This window comes from Pseudomonas boreofloridensis (assembly GCF_030580795.1).
Taxonomy (GTDB): Bacteria; Pseudomonadota; Gammaproteobacteria; order Pseudomonadales; family Pseudomonadaceae; genus Aquipseudomonas; species Aquipseudomonas boreofloridensis.
The window spans coordinates 97,232-123,234 of record NZ_JAUQOQ010000015.1; the positions used below are offsets into that span (position 1 = coordinate 97,232).

Sequence of the window (26,003 nt, forward strand, 5' to 3'; positions counted from 1 at the left end):
TTGAGCATGCAGTTGATCGAACATTCCGAGTCGCCCCGCTACGTCCGCCTGCACGACGATGACAATGTCGTGGTGGTGGTCAACGACGGCGGGCTGGGCGAAGGCGCGCGGTTCGCCGATGGCCTGACCCTGATCGAGGGCGTACCACAAAGCCACAAGGTGGCCACCGTCGACATCCGCCAAGGCGAGCCGGTGCGGCGTTATGGGCAAATCATCGGCTACGCCCTCCAGGACCTGCGCCAGGGCAGTTGGGTCCAGGAAACCCAGTTGTCGATGCCTGCTGCGCCTGAACTCGACAGCCTGCCCCGGTGCAATGCCGTGCCAGCGGCCTTACCCCCCCTGGAGGGCTTCACCTTCGAGGGCTATCGCAACGCCGATGGCACCGTCGGCACCCGCAACATCCTCGGCATCAGCACCACCGTGCAGTGCGTGACGGGTGTGCTCGACCACGCCGTCAAGCGCATTCGCGCCGAGTTGCTGCCGCGCTATCCCAATGTCGACGACGTGGTCGCCCTCACCCACAGCTACGGCTGTGGCGTGGCAATCAATGCCCGCGACGCCTATATCCCCATCCGCACCGTACGCAACCTGGCACGCAACCCCAATCTGGGCGGCGAAGCGCTGGTGATCAGCCTGGGCTGCGAGAAATTGCAGGCAGGACAGGTCATGCACGAGGGAGACTCCTCCGTGAACCTCGCCGAGCCGTGGCTGTACCGCCTGCAGGATGCCTCGCTAGGCTTCGTGGAGATGATCGAACAGATCATGCACCTGGCCGAAACGCGACTGAAGAAGCTCGATCAGCGTCGCCGCGAGACGGTCCCGGCCAGTGAGCTGATCCTGGGCATGCAATGCGGGGGTAGCGATGCCTTCTCCGGCATCACCGCCAACCCGGCGCTGGGCTTCGCCGCCGATCTCTTGGTGCGCGCCGGGGCCACGGTGCTGTTCTCGGAGGTCACCGAAGTGCGTGACGCCATCTATATGCTCACCTCGCGCGCACAGACCCCCGAGGTGGCCGAGGCGCTGGTGCGCGAGATGGACTGGTACGACCGCTACCTGCAACAGGGCGCAGCCGACCGCAGCGCCAACACCACGCCCGGGAACAAGAAAGGCGGCCTGTCGAACATCGTCGAAAAATCCCTGGGGTCGATCGTCAAGTCCGGAAGTGGCGCCATCCAGGGCGTCATCGGCCCAGGCGAGCGAGTCACCGGCAAGGGCTTGATCTTCTGCGCCACACCGGCCAGCGATTTCGTCTGCGGCACCCTGCAGTTGGCGGCGGGCATGAACCTGCATGTCTTCACCACGGGCCGCGGCACCCCGTATGGCCTGGCCATGGCGCCGGTGATCAAGGTGTGTACCCGCAGCGAACTGGCGCAACGCTGGCCCGACTTGATCGACATCGACGCCGGACGCATCGCCAGCGGCCGCTCGAGCATCGAGGCGCTGGGCTGGGAGCTGTTCCACTACTACCTGGACGTGGCCAGTGGCCGCAAACAGACCTGGGCCGAGCGCCACAAGCTGCACAACGACATCACCTTGTTCAATCCAGCACCCATCACCTGAAAATGGCCTGCATCTTCCGCACCTGACGGGGCGGTGAGCAGGCACCCAGCGTCAACCACAGGAGCACCCCATGCCTGAGATCCTCGGCCACAACTTCATCGCCGGCCAGCGCAGCGCTGCCGGCCAGCAACGTCTGCAGAGCCTGGACGCCAGTACGGGGCAGGCACTGCCCTTCAGCTTCGCGCAGGCCACCGACAGCGAAGTCGATCAAGCTGCTCGCGCGGCAGCGGCCGCCTTCGCCGAATTCCGTCAGTTGCCTGGGACACGGCGTGCCGAATTTCTCGACGCCATCGCCGACGAGCTGGATGAACTGGACGACCGCTTCGTCGCCATCGTCTGCCAGGAAACCGCACTGCCCGCCGCGCGCATCCAGGGCGAGCGCGCCCGTACCAGCGGTCAGATGCGCCTGTTCGCCCAGGTACTGCGCCGTGGCGACTACCTTGGCGCTCGCATCGACCAGGCCCAGCCACAGCGCCAACCGCTGCCGCGCGTCGACCTTCGACAGATGCGTATCGGCGTGGGTCCGGTAGCGGTGTTCGGTGCCAGCAACTTCCCGCTGGCCTTCTCCACGGCAGGTGGCGACACGGCCGCTGCGCTGGCGGCCGGTTGCCCAGTCGTGTTCAAGGCGCACAGCGGGCACATGGCCACCGCTGACCTGGTCGGCTGCGCCATTGTCCGCGCTGCCAGGCGCACCGGTATGCCTGAGGGCGTGTTCAACATGGTCTTCGGTGCAGGCGTGGGCGAAGGGTTGGTCAAGCACCCCGCCATCCAGGCGGTCGGCTTCACCGGCTCGCTCAAGGGTGGCGATGCCCTGTGCCGCATGGCCGCCGAACGCCCCCAGCCCATTCCGGTGTTCGCTGAAATGTCGAGCATCAATCCGGTGATCGTCCTGCCCGCGGCACTGAACCAGCGCGGCGAAGCCATTGCCCGGGAACTTGCAGGGTCGGTATGCCTGGGTGCCGGTCAGTTCTGCACCAATCCGGGGCTGGTGATCGGCCTGAAATCCCCCGCGTTCAGTCAGTTGTTGAGCGAAGTCGGTCAGCAGTTGCAACAGCAAGCCGCACAGACCTTGCTCAATACCGGTGGCCTGCGCAGCTACGAAAAGGGGCTGACGCACCTGCATGCGCATCCTGGCATCGAGCACCTGGCCGGTCAGGTCCAGACCGGCACCCAAGCGCACGCGCAACTGTTCAAGGCAGACGCTCATTTGCTGGTGGCGTCCGACCCGGTGCTGCAGGAAGAAGTGTTCGGCCCGACCACGGTCGCGGTCGAAGTCGCTGACGACGCTCAGCTACGCGCCGCGCTGCTGGGCCTGCGTGGACAACTGACGGCCACGCTGATTGGCGAACCCGAAGACCTCGAGGCCTACGCCTGGCTGGTGCCGTTGCTGGAGGAAAAAGTCGGCAGGATCTTGATCAACGGCTATCCCACGGGGGTCGAAGTGTGCGATGCGATGGTCCATGGCGGCCCCTATCCCGCCACGTCCGACGCACGCGGCACGTCGGTCGGCACACTGGCCATCGACCGCTTCCTGCGCCCGGTGTGCTACCAGAACTACCCGCAGGCGCTGTTACCACTGGCCTTGCAGGACGCCAATCCACTGCGGCTGCGGCGACTGGTGAACGGCCAGTGGAGTGACGCACCGCTCTGACGCGACGGCCAGGGGCCTCGAGGCCCCTGTTCGCTACCCCGCGTGCTGCTCTTCGGCTGCGGCATGAGCCTGGCGCAGACGCTCGCGGCTATTGCTCAAGTGCAAGCGCATGGCCAACTTCGCGCCCTCGCTGTCACTGCGAGCGATGGCTTCGTAGATGGCCTCGTGCTCATGACTCAGGCGGCTGAGGTAATGGGCCTGGTCATCGTGGGCCAGACGCGCGGAATTGAGACGGGTGCGAGGGATGATGCTGGTACCCAGGTGGGCGAGGATATCGGCGAAATAATGATTGCCGCTGGCCTGGGCGATGCGCAGGTGGAACTGGAAGTCCGCCGAGACCGCATCGCAGGCCTGTGCGGCGCCTTCATTGAGCTCGTCCAGCGCCGTGCGCATGCCCTGCAACTGCGCGTCGCTGCGCCGCTGGGCGGCCAGTCCGGCCGCCTCGATCTCCAGGGCGATGCGCAGCTCCAGCACCGCCAACACCTCGCGCAAGGTGACGACGGTCGCAGGATCGATCCGAAAGCCGGTAGCGCTCGGTGCGTCGAGCACGAAGGTGCCGATGCCATGACGGGTTTCGACTTGCCCGGCTGCCTGCAAGCGCGAGATGGCTTCCCGCACCACGGTGCGACTGACCCCCTCCTCGAGCATGATCTGCGACTCGGTCGGCAACTTGTCGCCGCGCTTGAGCTGGCCGTTGCGGATACGCTCGGTGAGCACCGTGACCAATTCCTGAGCCAAACTGCGCGGCTTGCGTCGTGTCCGCGGCTGTACGTGCTGCTCTGTCATGCCGTTGTGATTCACCGTGAAAAGACAGCGGCCATCATAACGCATGCAGTTGTACGATCACATCGATGCACCCGATATTCCTCACCTCACATGAACCAGCCCATGCTCGCGCGGCCATGGTCCCTGGAAGGGGTATGACAGTCCGTCGGCTGACGGCAATTTGCTGGCCCCGATGCCACAGAAGCGAAGGCAAACTCCCTTTTTCATCAGATGCTTAGGACAGCAACATGCGCGTATTTCTAGCAACCCTGGCCAGCTGTGCGCTGGCCTTCGTGGCGTGGGACGCCCAGGCCAGGCCGTTGAACCAGAACGATCGCAGCGTCTGTGGATGGGGCGCTCAGATCGCCGCTGAGGCGCAGCAGTCCAAACTGTCGGGGGCCACGCTGTATGCAGCGCGCAAGAAACTGCAGGTACGCCGCTTCGGTAAGCCCTGGATGCGCATGACCGCCATGGGCATCACTGAACAGACCTACAACAGTCGTTCAAGGCTGCCGCCCAAGGCGATCAAGCAGACGTACTACGAACAGTGCGTGCAGCATGCCGTAGCCCGTCGATGATTCGCAGCAGAGGCTCTGCTGATCAGAGCCTCAAACCAGGAATGTTTTATTAATCAATAGCTTAAGATGAAAACCTAAAGCTATTTATCGATAAAGCTCAGGTAGTTTCTCAGTTTCACGATTGATGACCCGATGCTCAACACCCGGTCAGCTTGTCAGCACGTCGCTCACCGGCGAAGAACAGCGGACGCAGTCGCACACCGATCACGTTGCCGACATAGGCGGCCACCAGCCATAGCCAGCCGTGCAGGCTGCCGGACGCGATGCCACTGAAATAGGCGCCGATATTGCAGCCGTAGGCCAGACGCGAGCCATACCCCAGCAACAGCCCCCCGATCACCGCAGCGACGAGCGAAGGCAAGGGAATCCTCAGGCTAGGCGCAAACCGACCCGCCAGTCCGGCGGCGAGCAAGGCGCCGAGCACGATGCCCACATCCATGACCGTAGTGATGTCCTGCCACAGCGGCGATGCCAGGGCCTTGGCGTTGGCCGGTGCCTGCCAGAAGACCCAACTGCCGACATCAACGCCCAACCCACTCAAGGTCTTGGCGCCCCACAGGGCGAAGGCAGAGGTGATGCCCCACGGGCGGCCGGCCAATGCCAGGGTGGCGTAGTTCAGCAGCGCCAAAGCGATGGCTCCCCACAGCAGCGGCCACGGCCCGCGCAGAAAACGCCGCACGCCGTGGTGCTCGCTGCCCACAGGCCGCTCCAGCACACCATGGCGACGTCGCTCCAGGATCACCGTCACGCACGCGATCAGCGCGAACAGCCCAAGGCTGGCGACCAGTGCCGGTCCGACACCCCAGGCCTTGACGATCGAGGTGGCCGGGAGCGACGGCAAGGCGAACCACCAATCGGCGTGGTGAGTCGCGGCGACCGAGCCGATGATGAAGAACAGCAAAGTCACCAGCATGCGCGCGTTGCCGCCGCCCACCGTGAACAAGGTGCCAGATGCACAGCCGCCGCCCAGTTGCATGCCAATGCCGAAGATGAAGGCGCCGAACACCACCGACACTCCGGCGGGCGCCACCAGTCCGTTGACTGGATTACCGAACAGGCTGCCGGCAGACAAGGCCGGGAAGAACAACACGACCGCCAGTGCCAGCATGACCATCTGCGCACGCAGCCCTGCGCCGCGCCGCTCGTTGATGAACACGCGCCAGGCCGATGTGAAGCCGAAGGCGGCGTGATAGAGGGTCAGCCCCAGGGCCGCGCCCACCAGCAGCAACAGCATCTGCTTGAAGCTGGCATTGAGTTGGAGAAACCAGGCGCCGGTCAGCAACAGGACCAGGGCGATGAGCGGCGCGCCCAGACGGCGCGGCTCGGAAGTGGCGGTAGTGGAAAGACCCATTGAAATACTCGGATAACAGTCGAACGGACCGCGAGTATACCGCTATGCGGGCGTTGGCGAGATGCCTGTACCGTCACGCAGTCGTGACACCGGCCTGTTCAGGGCTTGTGTGCCCAAATCCCAAAGGCCATGTCGCCAATGTAGATGCCCGTGGAGGCGGTCCGCTCGGCGTCCAGACGCGCCTGCAGGGTGTCGATGTTGACCTGTCGCGCGGTGGCAATGCCGTGCTCGATGATGCGGGGAAGGCAGGCGCGAATGATCGCCGCCAGCCCGTAGGGGCTGTCAGGCGTCTGCAGCAGGCATTCGGCGCGCAAGTGACCGACCTGCAACCCGGCCTGACTGAAGATCCGGTGCAGATTGAAACCGATGTGCAAGTCGGCGCCTTCATGCGCGATCATGCGCTGCAACCAGCGCTGGGCACGGCGATGCAAGGGGAAAGGGTCGAGGCTGGCGGGCGTCAGGGAGCTGTCATGTTCCTGGAACACCAGCACGCCACCGGGCAGCAGCAGCCTGGCCAAGTGACGCACGGCAAGCACGGCATCGGGCTGGTACATGAGCACTCGGCGCCCGACGATGGCGTCGAACAGCCCCAGAGACGCCGGCAGTCGATGCAGGTCACACTCGACGAATTCGACGTTGGCAGCATGCCCATCTACCTGACGCTGGCGCGCGTGCGCCAGCGCGGCGGCAAACGGGTCGATGCCCACCACCGCCCCGTCCGCCGCCACCAGCTCGGCGAGCATGAAGCTGACATCGCCCATGCCGCAGCCGACATCCAGTACACGCATGCCGGGGCCTATGCCGGCATCGACCAGCAGCCGGGTGGTGAAATCGGTCGAGGAAAGCGCCATGCCCTGCTCCTGATCGGGGTGGTCAGTGTGGCGGGACAGACCGCCGAGCGCTACTGCGCAGACGGCGACAAACGTAGTACACGATCCCGCCCGCCTTCGGCGAGCAGATAACCGCCCTGGCCGTCGGGCACGATCGACTGTGGCGCCTTGAGGAACGACAGGACGGTGTGCTGCTGACCATCGGCATCGATGCGCAGCAATCGGGCGCGGTGGGTCGAGTCTTCGCTGATCCACAACCCGCGTTGGTCGCAGAACAGGAAGGTTGGATGGCGCAGGCCCTCGGCCACCACCGGATCCTCGCCCTTGTCGCCCAGTGCGCGAATGCGCCCGGCCGCTTTTTCGGTATAAAGCAGACGCCCCCCTTCACAGCGGGTAAGGCCCTCGCCTTCGGTGAGCGCCGCGCGCAGCACCTGCACCTGGCCAGTGCTCCAGTCGTAGCGCATCAGGCGACCTTCGCCTTTGCGGTCCTCGATGGCGTAGAGGTGGCTGCCCTCGTTCCACAGCCCCTGCACGTTCTCGCCTTCGAACAGGGCTGTGAGCTGACCGTCGCGGGACAGGTTGACCGGCGCCAGCCCTCCCTCCTGGCTGAACACCCAGCCGCCCTCCACCGCTGTCATGCCGTCAGGCTTGGACAGCCCATCAATCAGGACCTGACGCTCGCCTTGAGGGGTGATCTTGAGAATGCTGCCTTTGCCGTCGTCCAGCTCACGGCTGACCAGCAGACTGCCATCGGCCAGCGGCAGCAGCGACGCGGCCTTGTCCAGGTCGTCGTGCAGCACCTGAACCTGCCAACCATCGGCGGCCTGGACGGGATAGAAGCTCTGCCAGGCGAAGAAACCCAAAGCACTGACGACAACGCCTGCCGTGGCCGCCAAGGTCAGTTTTACCGCGCGCGTGCGCAACACTTGAATCATCGATCGCTCCTTTGAGGTCGCGGCGATCCTAACAAGGGGATGTGAAAAAAATGTCATCGGCTCGGCCCGGGCCAGCGCCCAGGCAGCAAGATCGTTCAAGCCCTGCCGCATTGGCTCTGGCATGCTGGCTACCCCTGCCCTACGTTCGAAGTCACCATGTCCAGCCCTGCACTGCATCACCGCCAGGCGTTCGTCCAAGGCAGCCTCGCCATCGTCCCACTGTCCCTGGCCGTGGCGCCTTGGGGCCTGCTGGCCGGCTCCATGGCCATCGAAGCCGACCTCAGCGCCTGGCAAGGCCAGGGTCTGTCAGCCATCGTCTTTGCCGGCGCCGCACAACTGGTAGCGATCGGCATGCTCAAGAGCGGCGCCGGCGCGCTATCGATCCTGTTGACCACCCTGCTGCTCACCTCGCAGCACCTGCTCTACGGGCTGTCCATGCGGCCGGTGATCTGTGGCCTGCCGACGCGCTGGCGGCTGGGCCTGGGTTTTCTGCTCACCGATGAACTGTTCGCCCTGACCAGCCATCACGACCGTCAACAGTTCGACCGCTGGTACGCCTTGGGCGTAGGACTCACCTTCTATGTGGCCTGGAACCTGTTCACCCTGGCCGGCATCGTGCTCGGTCAGAGCATCCCGCACCTTGATCGGTTGGGTCTGGACTTCTCCATCGTCGCCACCTTCGTCGCGCTGATCGCACCCCGCGTGAGCAATCTACCGACCTTGGTGTGCGTGGCGGTATCGCTGTTCTGCTCGGTGCTGTTCAGCACCTGGCACTGGGAAACCGCCTTGGTCCTGGCCGGCCTGTTGGGCATGGCGGCGGGCTTCGTGTGCCAGAAGTTGACAAGGAGCCGCCCATGATCTGGTTACTGATCGTCGCCATGGGGCTGCTGGTGTTTCTCAACCGCTACGTGTTCCTCGAACCGCGACTGCCGCTGCGGTTGAGCTCCAACGTGCGCCAGTTCCTCGGATTCGCCGTACCGGGCATGCTCACCGCAATCTGTGGGCCGATCATTTTCCTGCCCGGCCATCAGCTCGACCTGGATCCGCTGAACCCGTACCTGCTGGGCGCCTTGGTGGCCATCGCACTCGTTCTGTTGACCCGCAGCGTACTGCTGAGCATGCTGGCGAGCATGTTGCTCTTCATCCTTCTGCGCAGCTGGCTGGCATGAGCACGCCCCTGCGCGAACAGATCCACCTGTGGCAGGCGCCTGCGCTCGGCGATGTCGAGATGCTGCACGCCCGCTACGTGCAGCAGCGCTTCGCGCCCCATGTGCACGAAGGCTACGTGTTCACGGTGATCGAGTCCGGCGCGCAGTGCTTCTGGCACCGTGGCAGCGACCATCTGGCGCCGGTCGGCAGCGTGGTGCTGATCAATCCTGACGAGTTGCACACCGGCGCGAAGGCGCACGAGGCCGGTTGGCGTTACCGGGCGTTCTACCCCGAGCACCAACGGGTCACTGGGGTGCTCGACGAGCTCGAACTCAGGCGCGGTGGCCTGCCGCATTTTCGCCAGAGCGTGGTCCAGGATCCGCTGCTGGCAGCCGCCCTGAGCCAACTGCATCGCCTTTGTGAACAGGGCGCCAGCGCACTGCAGCAGCAAACGGCCTGGCGCGAAGCCGTGCTGGGACTGGTGCAGCGCCATGGCCACGGCGCCGAACCTGCTGCACCGGGCCACGAGCCGCTGGCCGTGGCGCGGGCGCGGGAACTGCTGGAAAGCCAATTGGCCGATCCTCCTTCCTTGGAGGCCCTGGCAGCGGCCGTCAACCTCTCGCCTTTCCATTTCGCCCGCGTGTTTCGCCAGGCCACTGGACTGCCGCCCCATGCTTGGCTCAAACAACGGCGCCTGGCGCGGGCCAGGGAACTGCTGCGTCGCGGCCTGCCGGCACTGGAGGTGGCCTTTACCCTGGGCTTCGCCGACCAGAGCCACCTCAACCGTCAGTTCAAGCAAGCCTATGGCGTCACGCCCGGGGCCTACCGTCTGGCCTGTGTGCAGCGCTGAGCGCGCACCCGGCGAGATGGCCAGGCGCTGCTACACTGATTGGGGCTGAATGGAGGATGCAGTCATGTCTGAACGCGAACTCACTACCCTCATCAACTTGATGAACCAGCGCCAGGCCTGCCTGAGCAGCGCCTGCAAACAGATCGCCGACTGGATCGACCGGCAGGGCGATGTCCCGGCGGCGGGTAAGATCCGCGCCAGCCTCAAGGCGCTTGAGGCCGACGAAGCGCAGGTGCGGCGCACGCTGACCTCGCTCACCGTCGACCGGCCACTGCCGCGCTTTCGCAGTTGATCCCTCCAACCCGTTGGCTGATAGGCGGCCAACGGGTATCAAGGCGATCAGTGCTTCATGTGCATGTGGTCGTGGCCGCCGCTCATGTCGGCAGTCAATGGCTTGACCGGGGCTTGGACGTCCAGGATTTGCTTCTGGCCCTGCGCATCTTCGATGGTCAGGGTCAGCGGCACCTGCTGGCCTTCCTTGACCTGGTCCTTGAGCCCCATCAGCATCACGTGGTAACCGTTCGGGTCCAGGGTCACCGGTTTGCCGGCTGGCAGATCCACGGCCTTCACCTCACGCATGCCCATCACATCGCCTTGCATGGTCATTTCGTGCACTTGCACGGTCTTGGCCACGGGCGACGCGACCCCGACCAGCTTGCTGTCGGTCGTCGCCGTAAGGGTCATGAACGCCCCGGTCGATTGCTGGTGAGGGACGCTGGCACGTACCCAGGCGTCCTTGACGCTGGTGTCGGCCAACGCTGGCAGAGTCAGGCCCAGCAGGGCGAATGCGGCCAGGCCGCGCTTGATCGGTTGCATCGACATTCAGCAGATCTCCATCAATGTGCGCAGGTCTTCGACGCATTCCTTGGCGTTCAGGGAATGGCCGAGACTCAGGCGCAGGGTGCCACGGGTATCGTAGACGTAGCTGGTGGACGAGTGGGAAATGGTGTACGTGTCGCCGGTCGGGATCTTCTCGTAGAACACCTTGAACTCCCGGGCGACAGCATCGATCTCTTCCGGCGTGCCGGTCAGGGCGACGAATGAAGGGTCGAACGCCTTGACGTAGGCGTCGAGCACCTCCGGGGTGTCGCGCTCCGGATCCAGGGTGATGAACACCACCCGGAACAGATCGCGATCACGGCCCTTGAGCTGTTGGCGGATCTGCGCAGCGCGTGCCAGCGCGGTCGGACACACGGCCGGGCACTGGGTGAAACCGAAGAAGATCATCGGCATCGAGCCGTAGAAGCTCGACAAGGTTCGCTCGTTGCCCTGGGGGTCCTTGAGCTTGAACTTGCGCCCGAGAATCTCATTGCTCATGTTCTTGCCGTACTTGAAGTCCAGGCCACGGGCCGGGCTGCAGCCGGCCAGCAGACCGAGCCCCAGTACACCCATCCCGGCGACGACCGCGCGCCGAGTCAGTAGATCAGTCATGGAACCATCCTTTACAGGAGAGGCGCCGGTCCTCGCGCAGGACCGGTCGAAAACCGCGGCATTCTGGCATGACACCCCGTCAGCAGCCACACGCCGACACGGCAATTCCCCCGCAGCCCCGTATTTACGGGCTGCGGCCTGTTGTCGCAGGGCTTGAAAGAGTAACACTTTGTTGCTAGAGATCAGTGCGGCGAAGGCTTACGGACGACCGGAGGGCATGGGCGCTGCCCGGCCACGGCGCTACACTGAGCGCCTGTCCCCGCCCGTGAGCGCCATGATCCAGTCCGACCTCGACCTGTTCGACCAGCAGCCGCAGCGCTTGGCCAGCCACACCGTATTGCTCCCCGGCTTCGCACTGCCGCAGATCGAAGCGTTGCTCGACGCGCTGCGCCCGGTATTGCGCGCGGCACCCTTCAGGCACATGCGCACGCCCGGCGGGCTGCACATGGCCGTGGCCTTGAGCAACTGCGGCACGTTCGGCTGGGTCAGCGATGAGCGCGGCTACCGCTACAGCCGCACCGACCCGCGCACTGATCGACCCTGGCCGAGGCTGCCCGAGACGTTATCGTCCCTGGCAACGCAGGCAGCCGCCGCAGCCGGCTTCGACGATTTTGTCGCCGACGCCTGCCTGATCAACCACTACCTGCCCGGCACCCGACTGACCCTGCACCAGGACCGTGACGAACGCGACTTCGCCCAGCCGATCGTGTCGATTTCACTGGGCCTGCCAGCCACGTTCCTGTTCGGCGGTCATCAGCGCAGCGACCGCCCGCAACAGGTGCCGCTCAGTCATGGCGATGTCCTGGTCTGGGGCGGCGAGGACCGGCTGCGATTTCATGGCGTGTTACCGATCAAGCCGGGACGCCATGAACGAATGGGCGAGCGACGCATCAACCTGACCTTGCGCAGGGCCGGCTGAAGCACAGCCTTCAGACCGCAGCCGTGTCGTCGCTGACCGACTGCGCCGCCTGTACCGGGTTATTACGCCCGTAGTCGCGCAGATAAACGATGAACTCCTGCAACACCCGATCCCACAGCAGCAGGCTACCGAGCAGATGCTTCGGGGTGACGCCATCGGCCACCACGACATCCATTTCCATCACCAGAAATTCACCTTGTAGCGACAACCGCGCGAACCGCCGGCTCGCATTCCAACGTTCAGCCAAGCCGTCCGGCAGGTCACCCTGGATGCGCAGCGCACAACTGAAGGTAAAGTCGAGAAATTCGCCGTCCTTGCCTGGCGCGCGGTTGCCGAAGCGCACCGCATAGCCCACGCCCTGACTGGCGCTGAGCAACTGCACCACAGCGCTCTGTTCGTTGCGGTTGACCCGACAGCCGGCATCCTGCAGCAGCTCGGTCAGCGACTCTACGCTCACGGTTTCAATAAGGGTCACATCCGTCATGCACACGCTTCCTCATCATCATTGCGTCGCTATCAAGTAGTAGCACAGCGCTCCTGATTGGCCAGGACGACACCCAGGCACGCGCGCCCAGCCTTTAAAAGCCGCGGCGTTGTGTGTAAAACGGACCGATCCCCTTCCCGATGCAAGGACCTTCAGCATGCGCTACCGCCCCCTCGGCCGCTCCGGCCTGCACGTTTCCGCCCTGACCCTGGGCAGCATGATGTTCGGCGAACAGACCGACACTCCGACCGCCCTGAAAATCATCGGCCAGGCCTGGGACCAGGGCATCAACTTCATCGACACCGCCGATGTGTACAACGCCGGACGCTCCGAGGAAATCGTCGGCCAGGCGGTGGCGCATAATCGTCAGGACTGGGTGGTCGCCTCCAAAGGCGGCTATGGCCCGGTCGACGGACTGCCCAACCGTAGCGGCCTGTCGCGCAAGCACCTGTTCAATGCCCTGCACGCCACGCTCACGCGCATGAATACCGATTACCTGGACATCTACTACCTGCACCGCGAGGACCACCAGGTGCCGCTGGAGGAAACCGTGCGCGCCATGGGGGACCTGCTGCAGCAAGGCAAGATCCGCTACTGGGGCGTGTCCAACTTCCGCGGCTGGCGCATCGCCGAGATCTGCAACCTGGCCGAGCGCCTGGGTGTGGCCAAACCGGTGGTCAGCCAACCGCTGTACAACATCGTCAACCGCCAGGCCGAGCCCGAGCAGCTCACGGCAGCCGCCTACCATGGCTTGGGCGTGGTGCCCTTCAGCCCGCTGGCGCGCGGCGTGCTCAGCGGCAAGTACGCACCGGGCGCCACACCTGAGCAAGGCAGCCGTGCGGCGCGCCAGGACAAACGCATCATGGAGGTGGAATGGCGACAGGAATCGCTGGCCATTGCCCAGAAGATCCACGCGTACACCCAGGCCAAAGGGGTCGGCATGGTCGAATTCGCCATTGCCTGGGTACTCAACAACCAATTGATCAGCTCGGCCATCGTCGGCCCGCGCACCGAGGCGCAGTGGCAGACCTACGCCGGCGCGCTGGAGGTCCAAATCAGCACTGAAGACGAAGCCTTCGTCGATTCACTGGTCACCCCAGGGCATGCTTCGACCCCGGGATTCAACGATGTCGCGCATTTCGTCAGCGGGCGGCTGCCGCGCTGACTTAACCCGGTGATCACACCAGCACACGCATCTCGCCGCCAGACAGCGGCTCGGTGCGTTGCGGGCTGTCGCTGACGTTGCGTCCGGCTCCGCTTCCGGACAACCGCCAGGTCACATCGGTAATGCCGTAGCGCTCAGCCATGGGCCGGCTGACTTTCTTGATCTTCTCTCGCCCGAACTTGGGAATGATGCCCACCCCCGCATCGCAACTGGCCCAATGCCAAGCCTCGGCATTGTCCATGCGCTCCGATCGAATGATGAAGCTTCGCAGCTGCCCATGCTGCTTGTATTCGATGACGTACAACTGTGGAGCTGGCATTTCTGGGCCTCCTGTTCTCCATGGATGACCCTAGATTGATCGGGCTTCATCGCGAAGATTCAGAAAATTGTCGAACAAGTGGATAAACAGTGCGTTCAGTCCTGCCCCGCCAAGCTTCGGCGCACGGCCTCGATCTCGGGATCCGGCACCGCACCGGGCTGCAGGATGACCTTGCGGCAGCGCTCCTGCATCTCGTCGAACAGCTCATAGCCACGCGCAGCGTCCTCCAGCGCCAGGCGATGGGTGACAATCGCCTCCGGATTCAACCGTCCCGCCTCGATATGCTCCAGCAACTCGGGCAGATAGCGCTGCACATGGGTCTGCCCCATCTTGAAGGTCAGGCCCTTGTCGAAGGCGTCGCCGAACAGGAAACAATGGACGAAACCGGCATACACCCCCGGCACGCTCACCACTCCGCCGCGCCGCACGGCAGCAATACTCTGGCGCAGCGCCTTGCCGCTGCTGCCTTCGATCTTCAAGGCGGTGAGTACCGACTCGGTAGCGCTGCCCTTGGCCTCGAAGCCTACTGCGTCGATCACCGCGTCCACCCCGCGCATGCCGGCGGTCTGGCGGATGATGGTGTCGGCCGGATCGTCATCGTGGGAGAAATCAATGGGAATCACACCGTAAGCCTGGCGGGCGTAATCGAGACGATAACCGCAGTTGTCGACAATGAAGATGCGTTCCACGCCGAGCATGCGTGCGCACGCCGCCGACAGCAGGCCGACCGGGCCGGCCCCGTAGATGGCCAATGAAGAGCCTTCGCCCACTTCGGCATTGACCACCGCCTGCCAGGCCGTCGGGAGGATGTCGGAGAGAAACAGCACCTTGTCGTCAGCCAGATGCCCCGGCACCTTGAACGGGCCGACGTTGGCCTTCGGCACCCGCACGTAATCGGCCTGCCCACCCGCGATGCCGCCATACAAATGGCTGTAGCCGAACAACGCCGCCCCCGGCGGGATGGCCTTCTTGTTGAGGATGGCGCCGCGACCCGTATTGGTGGTTTCGCACGCCGCGAACAATTCGTGCTGGCAGAAGAAACAACCACCGCAGGCGATCACGAACGGAATCACCACCCGGTCCCCGCGCTGCACCGCCGTCACGCCGCTGCCGACCTCTTCGACGATGCCCATGAACTCGTGCCCGAGGATATCGCCTTGCTCGACCATGGGAATCTTGCCGCGATAGAGGTGCAGGTCCGAGCCGCAGATCGCGGTCGCGGTCACGCGTAGAATCAGGTCGTCGGGGTCTTGCAGAATGGGATCGGCCACCGTGTCTACCCGCACATCACCGGCGCCGTGATAGGTCAATGCACGCATGATTCGCTCTCCAGGGCTGAGGATTGCCAATGGCCCAGGCAAAGGGATGACCGGGCCTGTTCAGAGTCTAGCCATCAAGCATCGCGTGCGCCGCCGCGGCTGTTCTGCCCGCCCCGACGCCCGGCCTCGGAGGCACGCTCGCGGTCGTTGGCGAAGTTGCCGCCAGAGTTCTGTCCGCCCTTCTGACCGGCACGCGAAGCGCGCTCGGGGTCGTTGGCGAAATTGCCCGGATTGGTCTGCCGGGTGCCGCCGCGCTTGCTTGGGCGGTCCTGCTCATGTTCATGCGCCATGTCATGTCTCCTGTAAGGATTCTGCGGCCAGCCGGTGCGCGCGCAATGCACGCGCCTACCCTGGTTCCGACAGTCGCCTGACACTGCGCTCCATCGTTTTGATGAATCTCTGACCGGCGGCGCTAAAGGCGTCGGGGCCTGACTTTAGCGCCCCAGTATTGGCCGTTCTGCATGCCACGATGAATATTGCCGCTACACCAGCACTTTCCTGCGCGCCTCAAGTCCAAGTCCCAATCCCGGAGAAGCGAGCCTTAGCCACCGCTTTCGCCCTCGACGCTGCGAAGCCTATACTCCCTCACCCTGTCCGATTCCCCTCTCTGGGTGGTCCCCTCGCCCTGTACAAGGCCGTGCCATGACGTCGTCTTCCAACCAGCCCACCGCCTCACCGGTCAATCGCAAACTGATGCCCAGTCACCTCGATTTTCCGGTGGTGGGCATCGGCGCATCGGCCGGCGGCATCGAGGCCATCTGTACCTTCTTCGAACAGATGCCTGCCGACTGCGGTATGGCATTCGTGGTGGTGCTGCACCTGTCCCCGGACCATCAGAGCGTGGCGGACCACATCATTCAGGGCGTAACGCGAATGCCCGTGCGCCAGGTGACAGCGCCTGTGCCCATCGAGTGCAATCACGTCTACGTGATCTCACCGGCCAGCCGGCTCTCCACCAACGACGGCTATCTGCGCGTCAGCCCGGCCAATCGCCGTCGTGGCGACCATGTGGCCATTGACCTGTTCTTCCGCGACCTGGCCGACGTGCACAAGGATCACGCCTTCTGCGTGGTGCTTTCGGGCACGGGCGCCGATGGTGCAGTGGGCCTGTCGCGGATCAAGGAACAGGGCGGCGTGACCCTGGTGCAAACACCCGACGACGCCCTGCACGACAGCATGCCCCGCGCCGCTATCGCCACCGGCCTGGTGGACTTCGTCATGCCGGCAGCCGATATGGCCCAGAAGTTGATGGAAATCTGGCTCAAGGCCAAGCAAGTGCGCCTGCCGGAAGTGGACGAGCAGAACATGCCGCCGCCGCTGGGCATCCGCGAGGGCGACCCGCAGCAGGCCGAGCCGCTGCTCGAGGAAATCCTCCTGCTGCTGCGCGCCAACACCGGCCATGACTTCCAGCACTACAAGCGCGCCACCGTGTTGCGTCGCATCGAGCGGCGCCTGCACGTCACCGCGCAGACCGACCTGCCGGGCTACTACCGTTACCTGGAGCAGCATCCGCAGGAGTCCGATGAGTTGCTGGCCGACATGCTCATCGGCGTGACCAACTTCTTCCGCGACCGCGAAGCCTTCGAAGCCCTTGAGCGGCATGTGTTGCCCGAGTTGGTCAGCGACGGCGAAAGCGGCGAAGGCCCCGCCGACATTCGCGTCTGGTCCGCAGGCTGCTCCACCGGCGAAGAAGCCTACAGCCTGGCCATGCTGGTCAGCGAGCAACTGGCCCTGGAGAAGCGCGAGGCCAAGGTCCAGGTGTTCGCCACCGACCTGGACGGGCGCGCCATCACGCAAGCGCGCAGCGGCAACTATTCCGAAGCGATCGTCACCGATGTGCCGCCCGGGCGGCTACGCCAGTTCTTCAGCAAGGAAGACCAGCACTACCGGGTGCGCAAGGAGGTGCGCGAGCAGGTGCTGTTCGCTCGGCACAACCTGTTGTCCGACCCGCCGTTCTCGCAGATCGACCTGGTGGTGTGCCGCAATCTGCTGATCTACCTCGACCGCGAGGTGCAGCGCGACATTCTGCAGATGTTCCACTTCGCCCTGCGCCCCGGCGGTTACCTGTTCCTCGGATCCTCCGAGTCGGCAGACCTGGCCGGCGAGCTGTTCGCCCCGGTGGACAAGCGCAACCGCATCTTCCGCGCCCGCGAAATGCCCAGTGGCCTGCGCCACTCCGGACGCCGGCTGACCGGGGCGGACCTGCCGCCCGCCACCCCGGGCACGCCGGTCAAGACGCGCGCTGCGCGCAAGCCGTCCTACGCCGAAGTTCATCACCGCGCCCTGGCCCGGCGCAGCCCACCCAGCCTGATCGTCGATGGCGAAGGCATGATCCTGCACATGAGCGACGGCGTCGGTCGCTTTCTGCAACTGACCGGCGGCGAGCCGAGCCGCAACCTGATCAATCTGGTGCTGCCCAGCCTGCGTCTGGCCTTGCGCAGCACCCTGTTCCAGGCCCGCCAGGGCTCCCAGGCAGTCACTTCGCGCCCGGTCGAATTGGGCGAAGGCGACGAGCGAATCCAGGTGGAAATCGTCGTCCACCCGCACAAGGACGACCCCAGCGTCAGCGAGTGCCTGCTGGTGGTTTTCGAGGAACGCGCCCCGGACCCTTCCATTGCCCTGGCCGGCGGCATCCGCCAGACCGACAGCATGGTGCTGACCAACCTGGAGCGTGAACTGCAGCGCACGCGCTTGCAGTTGCAGGAAACCATCGAGCAATCGGAGATTTCCAGCGAGGAACTGACCGCCTCCAATGAAGAGATGCAAGCCATCAACGAGGAGCTACGCTCGGCCAGCGAAGAACTGGAAACCAGCAAGGAAGAGTTGCAGTCGATCAACGAGGAATTGCTGACGGTCAACTACGAACTCAAGAACAAAGTCGAGGAAACCGACAAGGTCAACGACTACCTGAGCAACCTGATCGCCTCCACCGACATCGCCACGGTGTTCGTCGACCGCAACCTGTGCATCCGCTGGTTCACCCCGCGCGCCACCGACATCTTCAACATGCTGCCGGTCGACACCGGCCGCTCGCTGCTCGACATCACCCACCGCCTGAACTATCCGGAGCTGGCCGACGACGCCCGCGCCGTGGCCCAGGGCGGCACCAGCATCGAGCGCGAGGTCAGCGGCCAGGACCAGCACTGGTACTTCACCCGGCTGCTGGCCTACCGCTCCAGCGAGCAGAAAATCGACGGCACGGTGTTGACCTTCATCGACATCAGCAAGAGCCGCGCCACCGAAGAACGCCTGCGCCTGGGCGAGGAACGCATGCGCCTGGTGGCCGAAAGCACCCATGACTTCGCTATCATTCTGCTCGACGAGCAGGGCTCGATCAGCGACTGGAACACCGGCGCTACCCTGATCTTCGGCTATACCAAGGAAGAAGTCCTGGGACGACACTACGAGTTGATCTTCACCGAGGAGGATCGCCAGGGCAGCGTGCCCGAGCGCGAACTGCACAGCGCCCGGGTCAATGGGCGCGGCCAGGACGAACGCTGGCACGTGCGCAAGGATGGCAGCCGTTTCTATTGCAGCGGCGAGGTCTCGCTGCTCAAGGGCAGCAGCCTGCGCGGCTACGTCAAGATCGCCCGCGACCTCACCGGCCACAAGCGCCTGCACGATGAGCAGAGCAAGCAATTGGCCGAGTCGCAAACCTCCAGCCACCTGAAGGACGAGTTCTTCGCGGTGATGTCCCACGAGCTCAAGCATCCGCTGAACCTCATCCAGCTCAACGCCGAAATCCTCCGCCGCCTGCCCGTGATCAAAGGTGCAAGCACCGCGAGCAAGGCGGTCAGCACCATCTGCGAAGCGGTGTCGAGCCAGGCCCGGATCATCGACGACCTGCTCGATGTGGCACGTATCCGTACCGGCAAGCTCAAGTTGCGGACCGAATCGGTCGATCTCACCGCGATCCTGCTGGGTATTCATGCGGTGGTGTCGAGCGAACAGCACAACTGCACGGTACGCCTGAGCGTGCCGGCCGATGGTCAGCCGCTGTACATCGAAGGCGACAGTACGCGGATGGAGCAGATCATCTGGAACCTGCTGAACAACGCCCTGAAATTCAGCCCCGACGGCGGCGAGATTCATCTGCTGCTCAGCCGCGAAGACGACCAGGCCCTGCTGCAAGTCATCGACCAAGGAGTAGGCCTGCGCGAGGACAGCCTGGAAAAGATTTTCGACCTGTTCAGCCAGGCCGCCCCTGCCGCCACCAGCCACAACCGCGAAGGACTGGGCATCGGCTTGTCGTTGGTCCGCCAACTGGTCGAAGCGCATGACGGCACGGTGCGCGCGCAGTCGCCGGGCTTGGGCAAGGGCTGCGTCTTCAGCGTACGTCTACCGCTCAGCGCAGCACGCCAGGACGAGCGCACCGATGCCCCGCCGCCACAGACCGAGGGCCGTCTGCATGGCATCTGCGTGCTGTTGGTGGACGACTCGATCGAGGTGCTGGACGTGATGCAGCAATTGCTGGAGATGGAAAGCGCCGTGGTGCACGCCTACAGCGATCCGCGCAAGGCGCTGGAGGCGGCCGGGCAGGACCGCTACGACATCATCCTCTCGGACATCGGCATGCCGGGCATGGATGGCCATGCCTTGATCAAGGCCCTGCGCAGCCTGGAACACCTGCGCAGCACACCGGCCATTGCCTTGACCGGCTACGGTGCCAGTGCCGATCAGCACAAATCGCGGCAGTCGGGCTTCGACCGCCACCTGAACAAGCCCGTGGGCTACGACGAACTGATCGAGGTGATCGAGTCGTTGAGTGGGTCGGTGCCTTACTGAGGCCTGGCCTCAGGCATGCACGCTCCACTGCACCACGTCACCGGCCAGCGGCAATTCGTCGATGGCGTGGATCATCCCGCTGGCCAGCGCCTCGGCGGGGCCAAGGATACGCGGGTACGCCATCAGGTAGCGGGTGACGTCCAGGTCTTCGCGCGATCCCTGCGTGCGTTCGGCGACGATTTCGGCGTACAGCCTCAGGTCGTAGTCCAGGCTCATGGCGTATTCGGCCATGCGCGAATGGTCCACCGAGCCATGCAGCGTCCAGTGAAACGGGTGAAACAGGAACTTGCTGTAGCGGCAGGCGGTACGCCGGCTGCCTGCCAGGAACAGGATGTTGCCCATCGACTCGACGGTGCCGAGATTGTGGGTATGCACAGGCACAGGTTGAGCCAGCAGGAAGTTGTACAGGGTGAAACCGTAGCTGCACTCCCCGCCCATGGTCGCGATGTTGATCTGCAGCGCCTCGGCACCTTGCTGGACAGCGCGCGAGCAGGTGTTGATCAAGTTGCCGCAGGTCGAGGAATTGATCGGGCCGGTGAAGTGGATGATATGTCGGGCCATGAGCACCTCCAGAGTGGTCCGGGCGCCTCGGGCATCCGGCTCTCGGTGGAATCGTGCGCAGCGACAAAGTTCCCCGCAACCACCGCTCGGCGACCGTCGCTGACCGGCGCTGCACCGTCCAGCGCGCGCTGACCATCCATTCGGAACCCCCACCCCTTCGTTTCAGTCGCACACACTGTATCGACCGATTCCAAGGAGACCCCGTGAGCGACATTCGCATCGGCATTTCTGGCTGGCGCTATGCTCCGTGGCGCAAGGACTTCTACCCCTCAGGCCTGCGTCAGGACGACGAGCTGGCATTCGCCTCGCGTGCAGTGAACAGCATCGAGATCAACGGCTCGTTCTACGCGCTGCAAACCCCGGAACGTTACCGGCAATGGCGCGACGAGACGCCCGAGGACTTCGTGTTCTCGGTCAAAGCACCGCGCTACATCACCCACGTGCGCCGGCTCAAGGACATCGACGAAGCGATTGCCAACTTCTTCGCCTCCGGCCTTTTACTGCTGGGCGACAAGCTTGGCCCGATTCTCTGGCAGTTCCCGCCGAACCTGAAATTCGACGAGGCGCGCTTCAGCCACTTCCTCGAGCATCTGCCGCGCGACCGCAAAGCCGCGCGCGACTGCGCACGGCACTGCAGCGAACGCTTCGAAGACAACGGCGGCCTGGCCATCAAAGGCAATGCACCGCTGCGTCACGCCATCGAGATCCGTCATGAGAGCTTCCTGTGCGAGGCGTTCATCACGCTGCTGCGCAAGCACAAGGTGGCCCTGGTGGTCGCCGACAGTGCAGGCAAGTGGCCGTGCGTCGAAGACATTACCGCCGATTTCGTCTACCTGCGCCTGCATGGCGATGTCGAGCTGTACAGCAGCGGCTACACCGCACGGGCGTTGCGCCACTGGCGCCTGCGCATCCAGGCCTGGAGCCGTGGCGAGCAGCCGGCCGATGCGCACTGCGTACTGGGCAAACCACCGCGCAAGCGGATGAGTCGCGACGTGTACTGTTATTTCGACAATGACCAGAAAGTGCACGCCCCCTTCGATGCGCGACGCCTGCTTAGCAAGCTGGGGCTGGACGGCGAGTTGGTCACCGAGCCCGGCGTGGAAACGGAGGTGCCGCTGTGATCGAACCGCTGACCCAGCCTAGCCCCGCCGTCGACACCCGCGCCGCCGTGCGTCGCCTGAACGTGCTGACGCTCAACGTGCACAAGGGCTTCGCGCCGTTCAACCGGCGCTTCATCCTGCCAGAGCTGCGTGAAGCGGTGCGCGCTACCGGGGCCGACCTGGTGTTCCTGCAAGAGGTGCATGGCAGCCATCACGCGCATGCCCAGCGGCATCCGGGCTGGCCGCAGACGCCGCAGTACGAATTCCTCGCCGACAGCATGTGGCCGCAGTTCGCCTATGGTCGCAATGCGGTCTATCCGCACGGCGACCACGGCAACGCACTGCTGTCGAAATTCCCGATTCTCGACCATCGCAACCTCGATGTGTCGATCAAGGGCAACGAGGAACGCGGTCTGCTGCACTGCCGCCTCGACGTGCCTGGGCACGACCAGGTACATGCCATCTGTGTGCACCTGGGCCTGCGCGAAGCGCATCGCCAGCGTCAGGTCGAACTGCTGCTGGAACTGCTCGACAGCCTGCCGGCCAGCGCGCCTGTGATCGTCGCTGGCGACTTCAACGATTGGCGCCTGAAGGCCGACGACGTGCTCAGCCAGCACTTGGTCGAAGCCTTCGGCGAACGCTTCGGCACTCCGGCGCGCAGCTTCCCGGCCCGCTGGCCGGCGCTGCGCCTGGACCGCATCTACCTGCGCAACGCCATGCCCAGCCAGGCGCAGGTGCTCTCCAAATACCCCTGGTCGCACCTCTCCGACCACGCACCGCTCGCAGCGGAGGTGAACCTTTGAAGCAACCATCCTGGGTCGACGGCAACCATGTCGAGCTGCTGATCAACGGCGAGCAGTACTACCCGCGCGTATTCGAGGCGATGGCGGCCGCGCGCACGGAAATCCTTCTGGAGACCTTCATCATCTACGACGACAAGGTCGGCCAGCAGTTGCGCCAGACGCTGATCGACGCCGCCCAGCGCGGGGTGCGGGTCGAGGTGGTAGCCGATGGCTATGGCGCTGGCGAGCTACCCGACGCCTTCGTCACCTCGATGGTCGAAGCCGGCGTGCACTTCCATGCCTTCGACCCGCAGCCGATGCTGGCGGGTATGCGAACTAATCTGTTCAGGCGGCTGCACCGCAAGATCGTGGTCATCGATGGCCAGCGGGCGTTCGTCGGCGGCATCAACTACAGCGCCGATCACTTGGGGGACTTCGGTCCCATGGCCAAGCAGGACTACGCCGTGGAGGTCACCGGCCCGGTGGTGGCCCAGGTTCATACCAGCAGCCGTCGCCTGATGGCCCCGGTCCTGGACCGCGCCGATACCGTCGAGCCGGTGACCGCGCCCACCGGCGCTGCGCAGGCCACGCTGGTGCAGCGTGACAATGTCCGTCACCGTACCGACATCGAGGAGCAGTACCTGCAGATGTTCCGCCATGCCGAGCGGCGCATCGTGGTGGCCAACGCCTACTTCTTCCCCGGCTACCGACTCCTGCGCGAACTGCGCAATGCCGCCCGACGCGGCGTGCAGGTGACGTTGATCCTGCAAGGCCAACCGGACATGCGCTGGGTGCGAGCCATCTCGCGGCTGCTGTACAACTACCTGCTGCGCGACGATGTGCGCATTCACGAATACTGTCGACGTCCGCTGCACGGCAAGGTCGCGCTGGTGGACGAGCAGTGGTCCACCGTCGGCTCCAGCAACCTCGACCCCTTGAGCCTGTCGCTGAACCTGGAAGCCAACCTGATGATCCGCGATCGCGCATTCAACCAGCAGTTGTACCAGCACCTGAGCGAGCTGGCCGAAGAGCAGTGCAAGCCAGTCACCCTGGAACGCATGATTCGTGGCTACTGGTGGCGAGCGCCGCTGATCTTCATGGGCTTTCACTTCACTCGCTATTTTCCGCGCATCGCTGGCCTGTTCCCGGCTCATCGGCAGCGCTTGAAGTCGGTCCTGCCTTCGGTTCAGGAACAGGGTGAGCTGCACGAGGGCAACGTCTGATGGCCGAGAAGTCATGGAAGGTTTGGGGCAAGCAGGTGCTGACCCTGTGCTTCATCATCCTCATACCCACCCTGCTCTATACCCTGGCGCGCAATCTGGACTGGGATGAGGTGCGCCAGTCGCTGTTGGCCTACAGCCCGGCAACCCTGGCGCTGGGCCTGTTGCTGGCGCTCACCAGCTACCTGGTATTCGCCAGCTACGACCTGCTAGGGCGCGCCTACACCGGACACCGCCTGCCTGCCCGCCAGGTACTGCCGGTGGCCTTCGTGTGCTATGCCTTCAACCTCAATTTCACCACCTGGGTAGGCGGTGTGGCCTTGCGTTATCGGCTGTACGGCCGGCTGGGCCTGGACACCGCCACCATCACCCGGATCCTCACACTGGGCTTGCTGACCAACTGGATGGGCTACCTGCTGCTGGCCGGCAGCGTGTTCGCCCTGCGCCTGGTGAAGTTGCCGGAGGGCTGGGCGGTCGGCGCCAGCGGTCTGCAACTGATCGGCGTGGCCATGGTGGCCGTCGCCCTCGCCTACCTGTTCGCCTGCGCGTTCGCCAAGCGCCGCACCTGGCATATTCGTGGGCACGAAATCACCTTGCCATCCTGGCGCCTGGCGCTGTGCCAAGTGGCCCTGGGCGCGAGCAACTGGGCGTTGATGGCGGCGCTGATCTATCTGTTGCTGCCGCACGAGCTGTTTTATCCGTCGATCCTGGGTGTGTTGCTGATCAGTTGCATCGCTGGGGTGGTCGCGCACATTCCTGCTGGTTTGGGGGTGCTGGAAACGGTGTTCCTGGCGCTGCTTCACGGGCAATTGAGCCAGGGCACGCTGGTCGCCGCGTTGCTGGGCTATCGCACGCTGTACTACCTGATTCCGCTGTTGCTCGCCTTGATCGCTTACGTGGTGCTGGAAAAACGCGCCAAGGCGTTGCGCCAACAGGATCGCAACCGGCCGCAGGAAGCGGACGCACGCTGATCGTCGGCCCAGGCTATGGCATGATCGGCGCTCCCGGATAATGAGCGCCGTGCATGTTGATCGACGAAGAGCTGACCCTCAAGAAGCTGGAGACGTTCCTGGCCTTCATGCGCAGCGGCAGCTTGGGCCGTGCGGCGAGTGAGCTGTCGACCAGCGCGGTGAGCGTGCACCGCGCCATTCATTCGCTGGAAAACGCGCTGCGCTGCCCACTGTTCAAGCACGAGGGCCGCCAGTTGATCCCATTGGAAAGCGCTTATGTGCTGGAGAAAAAGGCCCGCCAGTTGCTGCAGGACGCCGAGCAGATGGTGCGCCAGACCCGCGAGGCAGCCGGTTTCTATGCCGAGCGCTTTCGGCTCGGTGCGTTGTACTCGCTGACGGTCAAGACCGTACCGAAGCTGGTGATGGGGCTGAAGCTGCGCCGCAGTGAGCTGAATATCGATCTCACCTTGGGCTCGAACGTGGATTTGCTGCATCGCCTGAAAAATCACGAACTCGATGCGATTCTGGTGGCGCTCGACGAGAGCATCGAGGACCCGGCCTGCGCGCACCTGGCGTTGTTTTCCGACGATATCTTCCTGGCCGTGCCAAGCGATTCGCCGTTCGCCGAGCAGGACGAGGTGGATCTGGCGGACTTGGCCGACTCGACGTTCATCACCCTGACGCAGGGTTTTGCGACTCACCGGGACGGGGCGCGGGTGTTCGGCCAGGCGGGGTTCGAGCCGAAGGTGGCGATGCAGGTGAACGATATCTTCACGTTGCTGAGCATGGTCAGTTCGGGGGTGGGGTATGCGTTGTTGCCGGGGCGGATTGCGGCGGTGTATGAGAATCGGGTGAGGTTGATTGCGCTGCGCGAGCGGTATCGGTTGCAGCAGGATATTGGGGTGGTGTTTTTGAAGGCGCGTGAGCGGGAGCCGAATTTACTGGCGTTGTTGGCGGAGTGTCGGATGTATCGGCGGGAGGGTTGATGATTTAGGATTTGGGGATTTGGGGATTTGGGGATTTGGGGATTTGGTTAAGTCTTTGAATTTTTTGTTGATTTTTAGTCACCTTTTCGCCTTTACGGCGACCCTCTTTTTTTCTTGGAAAAAAGAGGGGCAAAAACCGCTTGCTCCCGCATACGGCCCCTGCGCTGCGCGCAGGGGTCCCCTCGCGCCGGCGTCGCTCCGGGAGGACCGCGCTTAGGGGCCGTCCTGGCCCCAAGCGCTTGACGGGCATCCATGCCCGTCACCTCCCTGCGCAACGCCTATGCTCGGCCTCCTGAGGTCGCGGTTGGCGGTG

25 protein-coding genes and 1 pseudogene are annotated in these 26,003 nt (G+C 64.3%); 15 read left to right on the forward strand and 11 right to left on the reverse strand.

Annotated features, from left to right (window positions below; genetic code table 11):
* Nucleotides 1-6: 6 nt before the first annotated feature.
* Both garD and Q6A47_RS17595 read left to right on the forward strand, forming a co-directional pair.
* A complete protein-coding gene (gene garD, locus Q6A47_RS17590; RefSeq protein WP_304484958.1) occupies nt 7-1,560 on the forward strand; it encodes a galactarate dehydratase in 1,554 nt (517 codons plus the stop codon).
* Between the two features lie 70 nt (nt 1,561-1,630).
* Nucleotides 1,631-3,211: an aldehyde dehydrogenase (NADP(+)) gene (locus Q6A47_RS17595; RefSeq protein ID WP_304484941.1), complete on the forward strand. Its 1,581-nt coding sequence runs from the start codon at nt 1,631-1,633 to the stop codon at nt 3,209-3,211.
* Nucleotides 3,212-3,244: 33 nt separating this feature from the next.
* Here the strand turns inward: Q6A47_RS17595 and Q6A47_RS17600 are convergent, their stop codons facing one another.
* Nucleotides 3,245-3,997: a FadR/GntR family transcriptional regulator gene (locus Q6A47_RS17600; protein ID WP_039583158.1), complete on the reverse strand. Its 753-nt coding sequence runs from the start codon at nt 3,995-3,997 to the stop codon at nt 3,245-3,247.
* A 227-nt stretch (nt 3,998-4,224) separates the two neighbouring features.
* On the opposite strand from Q6A47_RS17600, the gene Q6A47_RS17605 reads away from it, so the two are divergent.
* Nucleotides 4,225-4,554 carry a hypothetical protein gene (locus tag Q6A47_RS17605; RefSeq protein ID WP_029614143.1) on the forward strand — a complete coding sequence of 110 codons (330 nt, stop codon included), beginning with the start codon at nt 4,225-4,227 and terminating at the stop codon, nt 4,552-4,554.
* Nucleotides 4,555-4,690: 136 nt separating this feature from the next.
* On the opposite strand, the gene Q6A47_RS17610 is transcribed toward Q6A47_RS17605, so the two are convergent.
* The 3 genes from Q6A47_RS17610 to Q6A47_RS17620 all read right to left on the reverse strand — a co-directional run bounded on the left by Q6A47_RS17610 (nt 4,691) and on the right by Q6A47_RS17620 (nt 7,670).
* Nucleotides 4,691-5,905 (reverse strand): YeeE/YedE family protein, encoded by a 1,215-nt coding sequence (locus Q6A47_RS17610; RefSeq protein WP_304484942.1) that lies wholly within the window; start codon nt 5,903-5,905, stop codon nt 4,691-4,693.
* A 98-nt stretch (nt 5,906-6,003) separates the two neighbouring features.
* Nucleotides 6,004-6,756 carry a methyltransferase domain-containing protein gene (locus tag Q6A47_RS17615; protein ID WP_304484943.1) on the reverse strand — a complete coding sequence of 251 codons (753 nt, stop codon included), beginning with the start codon at nt 6,754-6,756 and terminating at the stop codon, nt 6,004-6,006.
* 50 nt (nt 6,757-6,806) lie between these two features.
* Nucleotides 6,807-7,670: an SMP-30/gluconolactonase/LRE family protein gene (locus Q6A47_RS17620; protein ID WP_039577590.1), complete on the reverse strand. Its 864-nt coding sequence runs from the start codon at nt 7,668-7,670 to the stop codon at nt 6,807-6,809.
* Nucleotides 7,671-7,826: 156 nt separating this feature from the next.
* On the opposite strand from Q6A47_RS17620, the gene Q6A47_RS17625 reads away from it, so the two are divergent.
* The 4 genes from Q6A47_RS17625 (at nt 7,827) to Q6A47_RS17640 (ending at nt 9,961) form a co-directional block, all read left to right on the forward strand.
* The gene (locus Q6A47_RS17625) at nt 7,827-8,528 is read left to right on the forward strand and encodes an AzlC family ABC transporter permease (RefSeq protein ID WP_304484944.1); all 702 of its coding nucleotides are present in this window, start codon (nt 7,827-7,829) and stop codon (nt 8,526-8,528) included.
* On the forward strand, nt 8,525-8,839 hold the full coding sequence (locus tag Q6A47_RS17630) for an AzlD domain-containing protein (protein WP_029614140.1): 315 nt from the start codon (nt 8,525-8,527) through the stop codon (nt 8,837-8,839). Before Q6A47_RS17625 ends, Q6A47_RS17630 begins: the two co-directional genes overlap by 4 nt.
* Nucleotides 8,836-9,669, forward strand: coding sequence for an AraC family transcriptional regulator (locus Q6A47_RS17635; RefSeq protein WP_304484945.1), 834 nt, complete (start codon nt 8,836-8,838; stop codon nt 9,667-9,669). Before Q6A47_RS17630 ends, Q6A47_RS17635 begins: the two co-directional genes overlap by 4 nt.
* 64 nt (nt 9,670-9,733) lie before the next feature.
* Nucleotides 9,734-9,961, forward strand: a complete 228-nt coding sequence (locus Q6A47_RS17640; protein ID WP_029614139.1) for a hypothetical protein — start codon at nt 9,734-9,736, stop codon at nt 9,959-9,961.
* Between the two features lie 47 nt (nt 9,962-10,008).
* Here Q6A47_RS17640 and Q6A47_RS17645 read toward each other — a convergent pair whose 3' ends face one another.
* Together Q6A47_RS17645 and Q6A47_RS17650 are read right to left on the reverse strand one after the other, a co-directional pair.
* Nucleotides 10,009-10,491, reverse strand: coding sequence for a copper chaperone PCu(A)C (locus Q6A47_RS17645; RefSeq protein ID WP_304484946.1), 483 nt, complete (start codon nt 10,489-10,491; stop codon nt 10,009-10,011).
* Nucleotides 10,492-11,100 (reverse strand): SCO family protein, encoded by a 609-nt coding sequence (locus tag Q6A47_RS17650; RefSeq protein ID WP_029614138.1) that lies wholly within the window; start codon nt 11,098-11,100, stop codon nt 10,492-10,494. It abuts the gene before it with no gap.
* A gap of 274 nt (nt 11,101-11,374) precedes the next feature.
* Between Q6A47_RS17650 and alkB the strand changes: the two genes are divergently transcribed.
* Nucleotides 11,375-12,019, forward strand: coding sequence for a DNA oxidative demethylase AlkB (alkB, locus tag Q6A47_RS17655; protein ID WP_304484947.1), 645 nt, complete (start codon nt 11,375-11,377; stop codon nt 12,017-12,019).
* Between the two features lie 10 nt (nt 12,020-12,029).
* Here alkB and Q6A47_RS17660 read toward each other — a convergent pair whose 3' ends face one another.
* Nucleotides 12,030-12,503, reverse strand: coding sequence for a YbjN domain-containing protein (locus Q6A47_RS17660; RefSeq protein WP_029614137.1), 474 nt, complete (start codon nt 12,501-12,503; stop codon nt 12,030-12,032).
* A gap of 157 nt (nt 12,504-12,660) precedes the next feature.
* Here Q6A47_RS17660 and Q6A47_RS17665 point away from each other — a divergent pair, with 157 nt between their 5' ends.
* Nucleotides 12,661-13,668 carry an aldo/keto reductase gene (locus tag Q6A47_RS17665; RefSeq protein ID WP_039577580.1) on the forward strand — a complete coding sequence of 336 codons (1,008 nt, stop codon included), beginning with the start codon at nt 12,661-12,663 and terminating at the stop codon, nt 13,666-13,668.
* Between the two features lie 13 nt (nt 13,669-13,681).
* On the opposite strand, the gene Q6A47_RS17670 is transcribed toward Q6A47_RS17665, so the two are convergent.
* The 3 genes and pseudogenes from Q6A47_RS17670 to Q6A47_RS17680 form a co-directional block, all read right to left on the reverse strand.
* Nucleotides 13,682-13,987: a DUF6555 family protein gene (locus Q6A47_RS17670; protein ID WP_304484948.1), complete on the reverse strand. Its 306-nt coding sequence runs from the start codon at nt 13,985-13,987 to the stop codon at nt 13,682-13,684.
* 95 nt (nt 13,988-14,082) lie between these two features.
* Nucleotides 14,083-15,306, reverse strand: a complete 1,224-nt coding sequence (locus tag Q6A47_RS17675) for a zinc-dependent alcohol dehydrogenase (RefSeq protein ID WP_304484949.1) — start codon at nt 15,304-15,306, stop codon at nt 14,083-14,085.
* Nucleotides 15,307-15,380: 74 nt separating this feature from the next.
* Nucleotides 15,381-15,539: pseudogene (locus tag Q6A47_RS17680) on the reverse strand (con-10 family general stress protein); the annotation flags it as partial.
* Nucleotides 15,540-15,948: 409 nt separating this feature from the next.
* On the opposite strand from Q6A47_RS17680, the gene Q6A47_RS17685 reads away from it, so the two are divergent.
* Complete coding sequence (locus Q6A47_RS17685; protein ID WP_304484951.1) at nt 15,949-20,091, forward strand: CheR family methyltransferase; 4,143 nt, start codon at nt 15,949-15,951, stop codon at nt 20,089-20,091.
* A gap of 9 nt (nt 20,092-20,100) precedes the next feature.
* Here the strand turns inward: Q6A47_RS17685 and Q6A47_RS17690 are convergent, their stop codons facing one another.
* Complete coding sequence (locus Q6A47_RS17690; protein WP_295487218.1) at nt 20,101-20,658, reverse strand: ATP-dependent Clp protease proteolytic subunit; 558 nt, start codon at nt 20,656-20,658, stop codon at nt 20,101-20,103.
* A gap of 197 nt (nt 20,659-20,855) precedes the next feature.
* Between Q6A47_RS17690 and Q6A47_RS17695 the strand changes: the two genes are divergently transcribed.
* Genes Q6A47_RS17695 through Q6A47_RS17715 form a run of 5 tightly spaced genes read left to right on the forward strand, consistent with a single transcriptional unit; the run spans nt 20,856 to nt 25,690 of the window.
* Nucleotides 20,856-21,773 carry a DUF72 domain-containing protein gene (locus Q6A47_RS17695; protein WP_304484952.1) on the forward strand — a complete coding sequence of 306 codons (918 nt, stop codon included), beginning with the start codon at nt 20,856-20,858 and terminating at the stop codon, nt 21,771-21,773.
* Nucleotides 21,770-22,555, forward strand: a complete 786-nt coding sequence (locus Q6A47_RS17700) for an endonuclease/exonuclease/phosphatase family protein (RefSeq protein ID WP_295487223.1) — start codon at nt 21,770-21,772, stop codon at nt 22,553-22,555. Before Q6A47_RS17695 ends, Q6A47_RS17700 begins: the two co-directional genes overlap by 4 nt.
* Nucleotides 22,552-23,757 carry a cardiolipin synthase ClsB gene (clsB, locus tag Q6A47_RS17705; RefSeq protein WP_304484953.1) on the forward strand — a complete coding sequence of 402 codons (1,206 nt, stop codon included), beginning with the start codon at nt 22,552-22,554 and terminating at the stop codon, nt 23,755-23,757. Before Q6A47_RS17700 ends, clsB begins: the two co-directional genes overlap by 4 nt.
* Nucleotides 23,757-24,725 (forward strand): lysylphosphatidylglycerol synthase domain-containing protein, encoded by a 969-nt coding sequence (locus tag Q6A47_RS17710; protein ID WP_304484954.1) that lies wholly within the window; start codon nt 23,757-23,759, stop codon nt 24,723-24,725. The genes clsB and Q6A47_RS17710 overlap by 1 nt, the downstream gene beginning before the upstream one ends.
* 53 nt (nt 24,726-24,778) lie before the next feature.
* Nucleotides 24,779-25,690 carry a LysR family transcriptional regulator gene (locus Q6A47_RS17715; RefSeq protein WP_304484955.1) on the forward strand — a complete coding sequence of 304 codons (912 nt, stop codon included), beginning with the start codon at nt 24,779-24,781 and terminating at the stop codon, nt 25,688-25,690.
* Nucleotides 25,691-26,003: the final 313 nt, after the last annotated feature.